Below are 11805 nucleotides of genomic sequence, written 5' to 3'. Positions count from 1 at the left end.
GCCAGAAGCGAAGCGCGGAATACTCAGCGAGCGAATGTGAAAATTTCGTTGAGAAAACCGGCTGTCTGGATCCGTAGGAACGGCTTCAGCCGCGATGCTTTTCAATCAAGAGCATCGCGGCTAAAGCCGCTCCTACAGGTCAGGCAAAGGAGACTCAGTCGTTGCTGGGCTTGCCGATGGCCTTGAGCACGTACTGCGGCAGAGCGAAGGCACCCAGGTGGACCTCGGGGTTGTAATAGCGGGTGACAATTCCACTGCCGGCGAAGCGCTGACGCAGGGTGTCCAGGGGGATAGTCCGCAGGCCGGCGTTGGTGGCACCCCAGGCGAAGGTCATGGCACCCCCGATATAGGTCGGCACCGCCGCCATATAGAAATGCCAGTCGGCGAACAGGCCATTCATGCGTCCGGCAGTGTTCTGAACACCATCGAGCTGCATAAACGGCGTGCCGTTCTGGGTCACCAGAATCCCGCCTTCATTCAGGCAGCGGCGGCAGGCCTGGTAGAAGTTTTCCGAGAACAGCACTTCCCCCGGCCCGATCGGGTCGGTGGAGTCGGAAATGATCACATCGAATTTTTCCTCGGTGCTGGCGACAAAACGCATGCCGTCATCAATCACCAGGTTCAGGCGCGGGTCGTCGTAGGCCCCCTTGGAGTGCTCAGGGAGGAACTCCTTGCACATGTCCACCACCGTGCCATCGATCTCGACCATGGTGATCTGCTCGACGCTGCGGTGTTTGCTCACTTCACGCAGCATGCCGCCGTCGCCGCCACCGATGATCAGCACCTTGCGCGCCGCGCCGTGGGCCAGGATCGGCACATGGGTGAGCATCTCGTGGTAGATGAACTCGTCGGCTTCGGTGGTTTGAATCACGCCGTCCAGGGCCATCACCCGGCCCATGCGCGGGTTCTCGAAAATCACCAGATGCTGGTGCTCGGTGCGCACTTCGTGCAGCAGTTTGTCCATGCGAAAACGTTGGCCATAGCCTTCGTAGAGGGTTTCCTGATAGTCGCTCATGGCGTTGCTCCTCTGCGCCGCGCCAGGGTACGGCGCGGAAAAAACGGTGGCTGGAACCCATCGGCCCCAGGCGAGGCGCGCATTCTACGTGGCCAACCATGACAGGTCGAACCTCGCAATTGCACAGCAAGTTTCGGCAAGACAGGCAGCCGCCCAAGTCGCTATCGTGACGCCCATGAACAACACCGCCCGCACTCGCCTCCTGCCCTATGTACCGCCGTGGAACTGGCAACAGTTTCATGACTACTTCGCCCTGCGCCGCCTGGCGGATATCGAGCGGGTGAGCCACGAGGGTTATCAACGCACCTTCCGTATCGGTGCCACCCAGGGCTGGTTCAGCCTGCGCCATCTGCCGCAGCTGGCGGCGCTGGAGCTGACGGTCAGCCCCGGGGCCATTGCGCGGCTGCCGCAGCTGGCAGCCCGCGTGGAGCGGATGTTCGATCTCAACACCGACACCACCGAGATCGCCCGACACCTTAGCCAGGACAGCCAACTGACGGCGCTGGTCGCCCGCTACCCGGGGCTGCGCATTCCCACCGCTTTCGATCCCTTCGAGCAGGCGGTGCGCGCCATCGTTGGCCAGCAAGTGACGGTAAAAGCCGCAGTAACCATTGTCGGGCGTCTGGTCACCCGCCTGGGTGAAGACTTGCTCGACGCCCCTGCAGATGGCCCCGGCAAACTCTTCCCTACCCCGCAGGCCATTGCCGAGGCCACTCTCGATGGCATCGGCATGCCCGGCAAACGCGTCGCGACCTTGCAGGGTTTCGCCCGTGCCTTTGCCGATGGCCGCCTGGCGCTGCATGCCGATGCCGGGGTGGAGGATCTGATCGAGCGCCTCTGCGCCCTGCCCGGTATCGGCCCGTGGACCGCGCAATATATTGCCCTGCGCGCCTTTGGCGTGGCCGACGCCTTTCCGGCCAGCGACCTGGGCCTGCTCAAAGCCAGACTCTGGGGCAGCGCCGGCATCAGCGCCCGCGCCCTCACCGCCCAGGCCGAAGCCTGGCGCCCGTGGCGCGCCTATGCCGCCATGTACCTGTGGCAAAGCTACGCCGAACCCGAGGAGTGACCAGATGCATTACCGCTACCACGACAGCCCCATCGGCCCGCTGCTGCTGGCCGGCGACGAGCAAGGTCTGCGCCTGCTGCATATGGATGGCGCGCAGCCCTGGCAACTGAACGAAAACTGGCAGGCGGCGGATGCCGAGCTGGATCAGGTGTGTCGGCAACTGGATGAATACTTCGCCGGCCAACGCCAGCACTTCGAGCTACGCCTGGCACCATTGGGCACGCCGTTTCAGCAGCAGGTGTGGCACGCGTTGCAGCAGATTCCGTTTGGTCGCACCTGCAGCTATGCCGAACTGGCCCAGCGCATCGAACGGCCCAAGGCGGTGCGCGCCGTGGGTACCGCCAATGGCGCCAATCCGCTTGCAGTGGTGATTCCTTGTCACCGGGTGATCGGCAGCAATGGCACCCTCACCGGTTATGCCGGCGGCCTGGAACGCAAGCAGCTGTTGCTGCAGCTGGAGGGTGCCTGGCTGCTTTAGGCAGCGCTAAAAAGGCTAGATCCGCACATTGCCGCGCGGCCCGGCGATGGCCCAGATGATCAAGCCCACGACTGGCAGCAACACAATCAGCAGTATCCACAGCACTTGCTTGCCGGTTTCCGCGCCGCTTTTCAGCACGTTGATGATCGCCCAGATATCCAGCGCCAGAATGATCAGGCCAATCAGGCCGTTGTAGCCGTAACCCATGGTGGAACTCCTCAGAATGGGATTGCCCTTCTAGGATAGTCGGCCGCTGCGTTGGTTCAGGGATCTTGTTCCGGCCCACGAGGTTACGAACACTGTTGCGCGCCGGGCCAGCCTATCGCTATCATGAGAACAGTTCTCACTTGAGAGCCAGCACTATTCACTGGCAGTGATCCGGGCATGTCTGCGGCCGAACCTCCTTTTCAACAAGCCATCCACGAGCTGTACAGCAACCATCATGGCTGGCTGTTCGGCTGGCTGCGAAAAAAGCTCGGCTGCTCGCACAATGCCGCCGACCTGGCGCATGACACCTTCGCCCGCATCCTCGCCTCCCGCGATGTGGTGGCCAGCATGCGCGAGCCTCGCGCCTATCTGAGTACCACGGCGCGGCGCCTGGTGATCGACAGGGCACGGCGCAAACAGATCGAAGATGCCTATCTGCAGGAGCTGGCGCTGACCGCCGAGACCCTGGCCGGTTTCCAGTCGCCGGAACAGATTCTTACCACCCTGGAAGCCCTGGAACAGATCGCCTTTGTCCTCGAAGAGCTGAGTGCCAACACGCGCCAGGCGTTTCTGCTGTATTTCCTCGACGGTCTGACCCAGGTGGAGATCGCTGCCCGCCTGGGCATTTCCGAACGTATGGTGCGCAAGTATTTGCTCAATGCCCTGCTGCATTGCGGCAATGCGCTGGACCTGTAGGCCGCGATGCCCGCCTCTATCAACGAACAGGCCGCCGACTGGCTGCTGCAACTCAACGAGGCCGATGCCAGCGAGCAATTGCGCGCCGATTTCGCGGCGTGGAAACACCAGGACCCCCGCCATGCCGCGGCAGCCGAACGGCTGCAGGGGTTTATTGGCCAAATGGCCGCCCTGCGCCCGCAGAAAGCCTCGGTGCACGCGGCGCTGGGAGCGGCCTATGCCAGTCGGCCGAAAACCTACCGCAACAAACGCGGTGCCAGTGCGCTGCTGTTGTTGCTGGCCGTATTGCCTGCCTGGCTGCTCTGGCGCAGCGGCACACCGGCCTATTGGCTGGCCGACCTGCACACTGCCCCCGGCCACTGGCAAACCCAGACCCTGGCCGATCAATCCGAGCTGACCCTGAACGGCAACAGCGCGGTGAATATCGCCTTCGACGGCGAGCGTCGGCATATCCAGTTGCTGCGCGGCGAAGTGCTGGTGGAGGTTGCCCATGATCCGGCGCGGCCGTTTATCGTCGAAACCGCACAGGGCCAGGTACGCGCCCTCGGCACCCGTTTTGTGGTCAAGCTGGAAAACCGCAGCACCCTGCTGACCATGCTCGAGTCGCGCACCGCCGTGAGCGCCAGCCAGTCGCCGGACAGCAAAGTGGTCGATGCCGGCCAACAGGCACGCATCGCCACCGGCCAGGTGCAACTGCTGGGCAAGGTCGATAGCGCAGGCTTCAACGATGCCTGGCAGCGTCACCAACTGCTGGTGGAAGACCGGCCGCTGAGCGAGGTGCTGGAGCAACTGGCCAACCAGCGCAGTGGTTTCCTCTACTACGACGCCAAGGCCCTGGGCGAGCTGCGGGTGTCCGCCGTACTGCCGCTGGATGACAGCGACCGTGCGCTGCAACTGATTGCCGAGGCCTTGCCGGTGACCATCAAACGCATCACCCCGTGGCTCGTGGTGGTGAAGCCGAAACCGTAGGGCGAATATCCGCATGGGGATATCCGCCCTACGGGTGCCCATCTCCAATATTTTCAAAACCCGGGTTCCGCATTGCCGTTCCTGCCCGTCAAGGAAGAAACCAACATGACAACAGGAACTGTCTTCGCCATGCCCATGAAGTCCCCCCGCTACGCGCTCGCACTGGCCGTGCACCTGGCCCTTGGCAGCACACTGCTCGCCGGTCTTGCGCAAAGCGCCAGCGCCGCCACCACCAGCCAGCACTACGCCATTGCCGCCGGCCCCTTGGGCACCGCGCTGAACCGCTTTGCCCAGCAGGCCGGGGTAGCGATTGTGTTTGATGCGCAACGCGTAGCGGGCCTAAGCAGTCCGGGCCTGAATGGCGACTACGGGGTTAACGAAGGCTTTGCCGCCTTGCTGCGCAATACCGGCTATGTGGCCCGCCAGAGCAGCAACGGTTTTGTGCTTGAGCCGGCACCGGCAGCGGGTGCCGCCCTGGAGCTGCAACCCACCTCGATCACGGGCGAAAGCCTGGGGGCCATCACCGAAGGCAGCGGTTCCTACACCACCGGTTCGACCACTACCGCCACCAAGCTGCCGCTGTCGATCCGCGAAACCCCACAGTCGGTCAGCGTGATTACCGAGCAACGCATGCGCGACCAGAACATGGTCAGCCTGGAAAATGTGATCGCCCAGGCACCGGGGGTGGAGTTCAAAAAGAAGGGCAACTCGTCCGACGATGAAGTGGGCATTTTTTCCCGTGGGCTGAAGATCGAGAACTTTCAGGTCGACGGCATTCCCACCGTGTTCGAGCCGGAAATGAAAAGCCAGGACAACGATATGGCGGTGTATGACCATGTCGAAATCGTCCGTGGTTCCACCGGCCTGCTCAGCGGCACCGGCAACCCGTCGGCCACCATCAATATGGTGCGCAAGCGCCCTACCCGCGACTTTCAGGCCTCGATCCAGGGCAGCGCCGGCTCCTGGGATAACTACCGCACCGAGATGGATGTATCCGGTCCACTCACCGAAACCGGCAATGTGCGCGGTCGCCTGGTGGGTGCCTACCAGACCGCCGACTCTTTTACCGACCGCCTGAGCACCGAACGCCAGGTGGCCTACGGCATCATCGAGGCCGACCTGAGCGAGCGCGACACGGTCAGCTTTGGCGTCGACTACCAGGTGAAAAAATGCGACGCCTGCGGCTACTTCGGTTTCCCGGCATTTTTCAGCAACGGCAACCGCACCGACTTCGAACGCTCCTATAACTCGGCGGCCGATTGGAGCTACGCCGACCGCCAGCGCACCTCGGTATTCACCACCTACGAACACCGCTTCGATAACGACTGGCTGGCCAAGGTGGCCTACACCAACACCCGCGACAAGAATGATGTGGAATACGGCTGGTTCAGCAGCGTGAACTACCCCAACCAGCAAACCGGTGCCGGCGCTTCGCTGTTTTTCGCCAAGTGGCCGAGCCGACCGGAACAGAACGCCATCGACGCCTATGCCACCGGCCCGTTCAGCCTGTTCGGCCGCGAGCATGAATTGATGGTGGGTGTGAGTGCCAACAAGTACACCGCCAACGTCGGCGCGTATCCGCTATGGAACGACTGGAGCGGCAGCGGCTGGAACCCGGCGATCCCGAACGTCTACAAGTGGCACGGCGACATTGCCCGGCCGCCCATGGCGCAAGAAGGCGATATCAAATACCAGCAGCGCAACACCGCGGCCTACTCCGCTGTGCGCCTGAAGCCGGTGGATGATCTGGCGGTGATCCTCGGCACCCGCCTGAGCTATTTCAAGCTCGACAAATCGGTGCAGTACGACTGGGACCCTGGCGTCGAATACGCACCTGAGGGCGGCCACCGCAAAGAAACCGGCGAAGTCACGCCTTACGCCGGGGTGGTCTACGACCTCGATGAGCACTACTCGGTGTACGCCAGCTACACCAAGATCTTCAAACCGCAGACCGCGCAGACCCTGGAAGGCAAGTTCGCCGACCCGGCCGAAGGCGACAGCTATGAAATCGGCAGCAAGGCTGCGTACTACGAAGGCAGGCTGAACCTCACCGCCGCGCTGTTTGAAACCAAGCTGGACAATTACCCGGCCGGCACCGATATCAACGACAACCTCGGCAACGAGTACGTCAACCCGACGAACATCAAGATCAAGGGTGCCGAACTGGAAGTGGCGGGCGAGATTCTGCCGGGTTGGCAGATGCAGGCCGGCTATAGCCATATCAACACCTACTACCCGCAAAATATGGACGTCAACGTCGGCTTCCCGAAAAACAGCGTGAAGCTGTTCAGCACCTACAACTTCCAGGGCGACCTCAATCGCCTGACCCTGGGCGGCGGTTTGCGTTGGGAAAGCGCCACCAGCTACGACAACAGCCAGGTAATCCCCGGCCGCACCCTAACGGCCAAGCAGGAAAGCTACGCGCTGGTGGATCTGCTGGCCCGCTACAAATTCGACGAACACTTCACCGGCACGCTCAACGTCGACAACATTTTCGACAAGGAGTACTACGCCAGCACCAGCGTTTACAGCGATCTGTATGGCGAGCCAAGAAGTGTGACGGCGACGTTGCGCTGGGAGTACTAAAAGCATCGCGGCTAAAGCCGCTCCTACGGAATGTGTAGGAGCGGCTTTAGCCGCGATTCCTGCAAAGCACAATCACGAAAGCTGCCGGCGCGGCCCCATCACGTACCAATTGAAAAAGCCCAACAGCGGGAAGAACAGCAAAAAGGTAAGCCACAAGCCCTTTATCTGCCGCCTGATCGGGCTGCCGACCACTTGGTACGCGGCCCACAGATGCAGCAGCACCAGCACCGCCAGGCCGGCATAGGCCCAGTAGCGGTAGCTGTCGTATTCAAGGTGCAGAAACATGGCGTTGCTCGATGCAGCGGGGACTCCTTAAAGAGCCCCGCAGGCGCGCAGTGGTTCCACTTTCTTGCTTTGCCGCCGGTCAGTAGGCGTTCAGGTCAATCAAGGCAAAACTGGCCAGGGTCTGATGCCCCGGCAATTCGCCGCCTTCCCGCGCCAGCCCGCAGGTCTGCAAACCAGCCTGCTGCGCTGCGTCCAGTTCTTCGACGATATCCGAGAGAAACAGCACTTCATGCGCCGCCACGCCAATGCTGGCAATGATGGTGCGGTAGGACTGCGCCTCGCGCTTGGGCCCGGAGGTGGTGTCGAAATAGCCGGAGAACAGCGGCGACAGATCACCGGCCACCGAGCAGCCGAAGATCAGCTGCTGCGCCTGGATCGAGCCGGAGGAATACACATACAGCGCGTAGCCCTCCTGTTTCCAGCGTTGCAACGCCTCCACCGCATCCGGGTAGACATGGCCCTTGAGCAACCCAGCCTTGTAACCCTCGGCCCAGACCATGCCCTGCAGCGCCTTGAGCGGGGTGGCCTTGCGGTCTTCGGCAATCCAGGCCAGAAGAATCTCGATCACTCGCAACACATCGGCCTGCGGCTCACCACTTTGCTCGCGCACGGCCGCTAACTGCTCGGCTACCTGGGGCTGCTGGGCATTGAGCAAAACGAACTCGGGCAGGTGCTCGGCGGCGAACGGGAACAACACATCGAAGACAAAGCTCACCGCGCTGGTGGTGCCTTCGATATCGGTGAGAATGGCTTTGATGGGCATAAATGGGTCCTTTCAAATTCGAAACAAATTTCGTCAGCCAACCCACCGTCATCCCAGCGCAGGCTGGGTTCCAGAGTGTGAGCGTCTACGAGAGAGATGGTGCATTCGCTGACCTCTTCGTCCCATTCACTATTCTGGGTCCCAGCCTTCGCGGCGGTCCGCCGATGCGGGATGACGGCGGCAAAGAACAAGATCGTGAAGGGTTCAATCTTCTAAACGAGGAAACTGGCTGGCGATATCTTCGCCGGTGAAATTCGCCACCCACCCTTCAGGGTTGTTGAACAGGCGAATGGCGATGAAGTGTGGGTGCTCGCCCATGTCGAACCAGTGGCGCGTGCCGGCGGGCACCGAGATCAGGTCGTTCTTTTCACAGAGCACGGCATACACGTAGTCATCGATATGCAGGGTGAACAAGCCACGGCCAGCCACAAAAAAACGCACCTCGTCCTCACCATGGCGGTGCTCGTCGAGGAACTTGGCGCGCAGTTCGGCTTTTTGCGGGTGGTCGGCGCTGAGACTGACGACGTCCACGGTCACGTAGCCACGCTCGGCCATCAGCTTGTCGATCTGCGGTTGGTAGGCGGCGATCACTTCGTCCTGGCTGGCACCCGGCGCAATCGGCGCCACGGCCTGCCAGCGCTCGAAACGCACGCCGACGGCGGCCAGGGTGCTGGTGATGTCTTCAAGGTGGTTAAGCACCTTGTTGGGGATCTCCGGGGTGGATACGGAAAAGACGCTGAGGCTGCTCATACAGTGGGTCTCCCTAGGGCGCGCATTTTCAGCTCGCACTCGAACAGAAATTCAAAGGCTTCGACCTGACGCAGGGCATCGCTCATCTGCGCGCCCCAGGTGTACAGGCCATGACCGCGAATCAGGTAACCGACGCAGTCGGGGTGCTGCTCGAGCCAGGGCTGGACCTTGGCAGCCAGGCGGGCGATGTCCTGATCATTGTCGAAAATCGGCACACACACCTGCGACTCATGGGTAGCGATACCGCTAAAGGCTTTCTGCAACTCGTAGTCTTCGAACACCAACTGGTTGGCAGCGGTGGCCCGCGACAACACCGTGGCATTCACCGAGTGGGTGTGCAGTACCGCACCGATATCGGCGCGCCATTGGTACAGCTGGGTATGCAGCAGGGTTTCCGCCGAGGGCTTTTTGCCCGCTTCCAGGCTGTTGCCGTTGAGGTCGGTGGCCAGCACATCGTCGCGACCCAGTTGGCCCTTGTGCTTGCCGGACACAGTCAGCAGCGCCTCGCTGGCCGATAGTCGCGCCGAATAGTTACTGCTGGTGGCCGGCGACCAGCCCCGGCCATAAAGAAAACGCCCTGCCGCGATGATCTCGTCGGCCAATTGTTCGCGGCTCATGCCCGCTCCTCGTTCAGATCTGCATGGTGCAACGGTGGCAATGCGTGGCTGCGGGCGTTGTCGCTTGGCAAACGCATAGCGATGATAACTGCTGCCGCCGTCGCCGCGATGCTGGCGATGGCGAAGGTCCAGGCCGGGCCCAGGCTGTTCCAGCTATAGCCGGCATACAGCGCGCCCAGGGCACCACCAATACCGGCCAGGGCGGCATACAACGCCTGGCCCTGGCCTTGTTGATTGGCACCGAAACTGCGCTGCACAAAATGGATGGCAGCGGCGTGAAAACTGCCGAAGGTGGCGGCGTGTAGCACCTGGGCCAGCACCAGCACCGGCAGGTGCTCGGCAAAATTGCCCAGCAACAGCCAACGCAGCGCCGCCAGGACAAAGCTGGCGGTCAGCACCTGGCGCAGGGAGAAGCGCTGCAGAATCCGCACCATCAGCAGAAACATCAGCACCTCGGCCACCACGCCGATGGCCCAGAGCTGGCCGATAAAATCACGGGCGTATCCAAGATCTTCCAGGTGCAGTGTCAGAAAGGTGTAGTACGGACCGTGGCTGAGCTGCATCAGGCCGACACACAGATAGAACGCCAACACCCCCGGCTGGCGCAGCTGCGCTAGAAAACCAGCACCAGCCACGTGGCTTTCGCGCATATAGGGCTGAGCATTGGGCACCCAGCAGCTACTGACGACGATGCCGGCCATGATCGCGATCAACGCCCAGGGATAGATATCCAGGCTCAACCATTCGAACAGCTTGCCCAGCCCCACCACGCAGACGATAAACCCGATGCTGCCCCACAGCCGGACCTGGCTGTAACGCGCCGCCTGCTCGCGCAGATGGGCCAGGGTGATCACCTCGAACTGCGGCAGCACCGCATGCCAGAAAAACGCATGCAGAGCCATGATCAACGCAAGCCACGCATAGCTCTGGCTGATAAAGATCAGGCTGAAACACAACAGGGTCGAGGCCGCACCAAAGCGCACGATGGCCAGGCGCTTGCCACTGCGATCGCCGAGCCAGCCCCACAGATTCGGGGCGACGCAACGCATCAGCATGGGAATCGCCACCAGCTCGCCGATGCGTGCCGGGGAAAAACCCAGGTGATGGAAGTACAGGCCGAGGAACGGTGCCGTCGCCCCGAGCAGGGCGAAGTAAAAGAAGTAAAAGCTGGATAAACGCCAGTACGGCAATGCGCTGGCCATGGCCTATCCGCCCCTGGCCACGCCGCGTGCGCCCCCGCTGGACGCTACGGCGAGGGGCAGGATCACAACTGGCCCAGTACCGGGGTGCTGACCTGCACGTCGGCATTCTGCGCGCGGTTGCGCAGCAGGTGGTCGAGCAACACGATGGCCATCATCGCCTCGGCGATTGGCGTGGCGCGAATGCCCACGCAGGGGTCGTGGCGGCCCTTGGTGATCACATCCTGCGGCTGCCCGGCGACGTCGATGGAACGGCCCGGGGTGGTGATGCTTGAGGTTGGCTTCAACGCCAGGTGAGCAATGATCGGCTGGCCGGAAGAAATGCCACCGAGAATGCCGCCAGCGTTATTGCTGAGGAAACCTGCCGGGGTCAGCTCGTCACGGTGCTCGGTGCCACGCTGGGCCACGCAGGCAAAGCCGGCACCGATTTCCACGCCTTTCACCGCGTTGATGCTCATCAACGCGTGGGCCAATTCGGCGTCCAGGCGGTCGAAGATCGGCTCGCCCAGACCCGGCATCACGCCGTCGGCCACCACGGTGATCTTCGCGCCGACCGAATCCTGATCGCGGCGCAGCTGGTCCATATAGGCTTCCAGCTCGGGCACCTTGCTCGGGTCGGGGCAGAAGAAGGCGTTGTCTTCGACGCTATCCCAGGTTTTGAACGGAATTTCGATCGGGCCCAGTTGGCTCATATAACCGCGTACCTGAATGCCGAAACCGCCCAGCACTTTCTTGGCGATGGCACCGGCTGCCACACGCATGGCGGTTTCACGCGCCGAGCTGCGGCCTCCGCCACGGTAGTCGCGGGTGCCGTATTTATGGTGATAGGTGTAGTCGGCATGGGCCGGGCGGAACAGATCCTTGATCGCCGAGTAGTCCTTGGACTTCTGGTCGGTGTTGCGGATCAGCAGGCCGATGGGGGTGCCGGTGGTCTTGCCTTCGAACACGCCGGAGAGAATTTCGACTTCGTCGGCTTCCTGGCGTTGGGTGGTATGGCGGCTGGTGCCGGGCTTGCGGCGATCCAGGTCGATCTGCAGGTCGGCTTCACTCAGTTCCAGGCCGGGTGGGCAACCGTCGACAATGGCTACCAGGGCCGGGCCATGGCTTTCGCCAGCGGTGGTGACAGTGAACAGCTTGCCGTAGGTATTGCCAGACATGCAGGGCGCTCCGCGAA

General features: G+C 62.2%; 13 protein-coding genes. 5 read left to right on the top strand and 8 right to left on the bottom strand.

Annotated elements, in window-relative coordinates; translation table 11 throughout:
- Positions 1–154: 154 nt before the first annotated feature.
- A complete protein-coding gene (speE, locus tag ACVW0Y_RS08480; protein ID WP_457437508.1) occupies positions 155–1015 on the bottom strand; it encodes a polyamine aminopropyltransferase in 861 nt (286 codons plus the stop codon).
- A 175-nt stretch (positions 1016–1190) separates the two neighbouring features.
- Here speE and ACVW0Y_RS08475 point away from each other — a divergent pair, with 175 nt between their 5' ends.
- Entirely contained in the window at positions 1191–2081 is an 891-nt protein-coding gene (locus ACVW0Y_RS08475; protein WP_457437506.1) for a DNA-3-methyladenine glycosylase family protein, read from the top strand.
- A 4-nt stretch (positions 2082–2085) separates the two neighbouring features.
- Complete coding sequence (locus tag ACVW0Y_RS08470; RefSeq protein WP_457437504.1) at positions 2086–2559, top strand: methylated-DNA--[protein]-cysteine S-methyltransferase; 474 nt, start codon at positions 2086–2088, stop codon at positions 2557–2559.
- 15 nt (positions 2560–2574) lie between these two features.
- Here the strand turns inward: ACVW0Y_RS08470 and ACVW0Y_RS08465 are convergent, their stop codons facing one another.
- Positions 2575–2766: a PLDc N-terminal domain-containing protein gene (locus ACVW0Y_RS08465; RefSeq protein ID WP_457437503.1), complete on the bottom strand. Its 192-nt coding sequence runs from the start codon at positions 2764–2766 to the stop codon at positions 2575–2577.
- Between the two features lie 177 nt (positions 2767–2943).
- Between ACVW0Y_RS08465 and ACVW0Y_RS08460 the strand changes: the two genes are divergently transcribed.
- The 3 genes from ACVW0Y_RS08460 (at position 2944) to ACVW0Y_RS08450 (ending at position 7017) form a co-directional block, all read left to right on the top strand.
- Entirely contained in the window at positions 2944–3462 is a 519-nt protein-coding gene (locus tag ACVW0Y_RS08460; protein WP_457437501.1) for a sigma-70 family RNA polymerase sigma factor, read from the top strand.
- Between the two features lie 6 nt (positions 3463–3468).
- Positions 3469–4431 (top strand): FecR family protein, encoded by a 963-nt coding sequence (locus tag ACVW0Y_RS08455; RefSeq protein ID WP_457437499.1) that lies wholly within the window; start codon positions 3469–3471, stop codon positions 4429–4431.
- Between the two features lie 105 nt (positions 4432–4536).
- Complete coding sequence (locus ACVW0Y_RS08450) at positions 4537–7017, top strand: TonB-dependent siderophore receptor (RefSeq protein WP_457437498.1); 2481 nt, start codon at positions 4537–4539, stop codon at positions 7015–7017.
- 72 nt (positions 7018–7089) lie between these two features.
- On the opposite strand, the gene ACVW0Y_RS08445 is transcribed toward ACVW0Y_RS08450, so the two are convergent.
- The 6 genes from ACVW0Y_RS08445 to aroC form a co-directional block, all read right to left on the bottom strand.
- A complete protein-coding gene (locus ACVW0Y_RS08445) occupies positions 7090–7302 on the bottom strand; it encodes a hypothetical protein (protein ID WP_457437496.1) in 213 nt (70 codons plus the stop codon).
- A gap of 79 nt (positions 7303–7381) precedes the next feature.
- Positions 7382–8065, bottom strand: a complete 684-nt coding sequence (gene mtnC, locus ACVW0Y_RS08440) for an acireductone synthase (RefSeq protein WP_457437495.1) — start codon at positions 8063–8065, stop codon at positions 7382–7384.
- A gap of 204 nt (positions 8066–8269) precedes the next feature.
- A complete protein-coding gene (locus ACVW0Y_RS08435; RefSeq protein ID WP_457437493.1) occupies positions 8270–8815 on the bottom strand; it encodes a 1,2-dihydroxy-3-keto-5-methylthiopentene dioxygenase in 546 nt (181 codons plus the stop codon).
- Positions 8812–9432 carry a methylthioribulose 1-phosphate dehydratase gene (locus ACVW0Y_RS08430; protein ID WP_457437492.1) on the bottom strand — a complete coding sequence of 207 codons (621 nt, stop codon included), beginning with the start codon at positions 9430–9432 and terminating at the stop codon, positions 8812–8814. The genes ACVW0Y_RS08435 and ACVW0Y_RS08430 overlap by 4 nt, the downstream gene beginning before the upstream one ends.
- Positions 9429–10634 (bottom strand): MFS transporter, encoded by a 1206-nt coding sequence (locus ACVW0Y_RS08425; protein ID WP_457437491.1) that lies wholly within the window; start codon positions 10632–10634, stop codon positions 9429–9431. The genes ACVW0Y_RS08430 and ACVW0Y_RS08425 overlap by 4 nt, the downstream gene beginning before the upstream one ends.
- Before the next feature lie 62 nt (positions 10635–10696).
- On the bottom strand, positions 10697–11788 hold the full coding sequence (gene aroC / locus ACVW0Y_RS08420) for a chorismate synthase (protein ID WP_457437489.1): 1092 nt from the start codon (positions 11786–11788) through the stop codon (positions 10697–10699).
- Between the last annotated feature and the right edge of the window lie 17 nt (positions 11789–11805).

It is taken from the genome of Pseudomonas sp. TE3786 (assembly GCF_054057335.1).
Note: the sequence above shows the minus strand (reverse complement) of the source record. Positions and strands in the feature narration are given on the sequence as shown.

What these genes read in the sequence shown, in the direction of transcription:
- ACVW0Y_RS08445 (WP_457437496.1), bottom strand. Translation starts at nt 7,302, where the DNA reads ATGTTTCTGCACCTTGAATACGACAGCTACCGCTACTGGGCCTATGCC.
- ACVW0Y_RS08475 (WP_457437506.1), top strand. Translation starts at nt 1,191, where the DNA reads ATGAACAACACCGCCCGCACTCGCCTCCTGCCCTATGTACCGCCGTGG.
- ACVW0Y_RS08435 (WP_457437493.1), bottom strand. Translation starts at nt 8,815, where the DNA reads ATGAGCAGCCTCAGCGTCTTTTCCGTATCCACCCCGGAGATCCCCAAC.
- ACVW0Y_RS08460 (WP_457437501.1), top strand. Translation starts at nt 2,944, where the DNA reads ATGTCTGCGGCCGAACCTCCTTTTCAACAAGCCATCCACGAGCTGTAC.
- ACVW0Y_RS08455 (WP_457437499.1), top strand. Translation starts at nt 3,469, where the DNA reads ATGCCCGCCTCTATCAACGAACAGGCCGCCGACTGGCTGCTGCAACTC.
- mtnC (WP_457437495.1), bottom strand. Translation starts at nt 8,065, where the DNA reads ATGCCCATCAAAGCCATTCTCACCGATATCGAAGGCACCACCAGCGCG.
- speE (WP_457437508.1), bottom strand. Translation starts at nt 1,015, where the DNA reads ATGAGCGACTATCAGGAAACCCTCTACGAAGGCTATGGCCAACGTTTT.
- ACVW0Y_RS08450 (WP_457437498.1), top strand. Translation starts at nt 4,537, where the DNA reads ATGACAACAGGAACTGTCTTCGCCATGCCCATGAAGTCCCCCCGCTAC.
- aroC (WP_457437489.1), bottom strand. Translation starts at nt 11,788, where the DNA reads ATGTCTGGCAATACCTACGGCAAGCTGTTCACTGTCACCACCGCTGGC.
- ACVW0Y_RS08430 (WP_457437492.1), bottom strand. Translation starts at nt 9,432, where the DNA reads ATGAGCCGCGAACAATTGGCCGACGAGATCATCGCGGCAGGGCGTTTT.
- ACVW0Y_RS08465 (WP_457437503.1), bottom strand. Translation starts at nt 2,766, where the DNA reads ATGGGTTACGGCTACAACGGCCTGATTGGCCTGATCATTCTGGCGCTG.
- ACVW0Y_RS08425 (WP_457437491.1), bottom strand. Translation starts at nt 10,634, where the DNA reads ATGGCCAGCGCATTGCCGTACTGGCGTTTATCCAGCTTTTACTTCTTT.
- ACVW0Y_RS08470 (WP_457437504.1), top strand. Translation starts at nt 2,086, where the DNA reads ATGCATTACCGCTACCACGACAGCCCCATCGGCCCGCTGCTGCTGGCC.